The sequence below is a fragment of the Microcystis sp. LEGE 08355 genome, from assembly GCF_015207185.1.
Lineage (GTDB): Bacteria > Cyanobacteriota > Cyanobacteriia > Cyanobacteriales > Microcystaceae > Microcystis > Microcystis panniformis.
Map to the genome: position 1 here is coordinate 1 of NZ_JADEXI010000869.1, position 1,374 is coordinate 1,374.

The 1,374-nt window shown below is 45.5% G+C and carries 1 protein-coding gene; it reads left to right on the forward strand.

What is annotated here, in order from left to right; genetic code table 11:
- Positions 1 to 435 precede the first annotated feature (435 nt).
- Positions 436 to 1,176, forward strand: a complete 741-nt coding sequence (locus IQ242_RS24805) for a response regulator transcription factor (protein ID WP_193961785.1) — start codon at positions 436 to 438, stop codon at positions 1,174 to 1,176.
- Positions 1,177 to 1,374 lie beyond the last annotated feature (198 nt).

Sequence of the window (1,374 nt, forward strand, 5' to 3'; positions counted from 1 at the left end):
GATTAAACTGAATCGATCGCTAATTTTATTAAGAATTTTTACAGTGCCGCCGGGGGAGCTTAGGGGGGAAAAGTTAGCTCTAGCAGGACTTGACCGCCAGTTGAAACCGGTATCCATCGAGATGGCGCAATTGTAAAGATTAGTGAAAAACTGCTCCCTAGTTGATCTTTGGGCAGGAGAGGGTATAATCTGGCACCAATATCAATTTTCGACCAACACTGTTTACACTTCTTAAAAATTCTTAACATTCAGGAGACTTATATAGGCAAAATTTCACAAATTGAAACCGAATTTAGCAATCATGCTTATAATCAGTACAGGATTCTTTATGTTGTGCTAAACTCAGGCCCTTGAGAGACAAAGCCATAGTTGCGATGTCAGCGAGAACACATTGAGCAACCCCCTACCCAAACCCTTAGTCATAACACTCTGGTAATGCCCCGAATACTTGTAATCGATGATGATCCTGCAATCGCGGAATTAGTCTCCATCAACTTGGAGATGGCGGGTTATGACGTTAACCCCGCAGAGGACGGGATTAAAGGCCAGGCCTTGGCCGTCCAGTTACAACCCGATTTAATCATGCTGGATTTAATGTTGCCCAAAGTCGATGGTTTTACCGTCTGTCAGCGTTTGCGACGAGATGAACGCACGTCCGACATCCCGATTTTGATGCTCACAGCCTTAGGACAAACCCAAGATAAAGTGGAAGGTTTTAACGCCGGTGCCGATGATTACCTGACCAAACCTTTCGAGGTGGAGGAAATGTTAGCTAGGGTGCGCGCCCTCCTTAGACGCACCGATCGCATTCCCCAAGCCGCTAAACACTCAGAAATACTCAGTTTTGGACCTTTAACCCTGGTTCCCGAACGTTTTGAGGCGGTCTGGTTTGAAAGTGTGGTCAAGTTAACCCATCTAGAATTTGAGTTACTCCACTGTCTTCTCCAACGTCACGGTCAAACCGTTTCCCCTAGTGATATTCTCAAGGAAGTCTGGGGATATGATCCCGATGATGATATCGAGACTATTCGCGTTCATATTCGCCATTTGAGAACGAAACTAGAACCCGATCCCCGCCACCCTCGCTATATTAAAACCGTTTACGGTGCGGGTTATTGTCTGGAGTTACCCACCAATGAACAGGTGCTGCTGGATTCATCGGTGGCAACAGTTTAAACAGGGAGCGGATAGGCAATAGGGACAATTGTTTCCTCGCTCCTCCTCCTCTTCTCTTATGTTAGTTAGGGTTGGCTGAATAAATCTAAAAACCTTGTTGAATAAGACTTTTAGACTTTTTTCCCCTCAAAAAGTGCCAGCCATTGCGGGGATCGGGGGGAAAATTCAGGGACTTTTTCCTGGAAAATTAGGTAAAAC

Excerpts from the sequence above, each read along its gene's own strand:
- IQ242_RS24805 (WP_193961785.1), top strand. The coding sequence starts at position 436 with ATGCCCCGAATACTTGTAATCGATGATGATCCTGCAATCGCGGAATTA.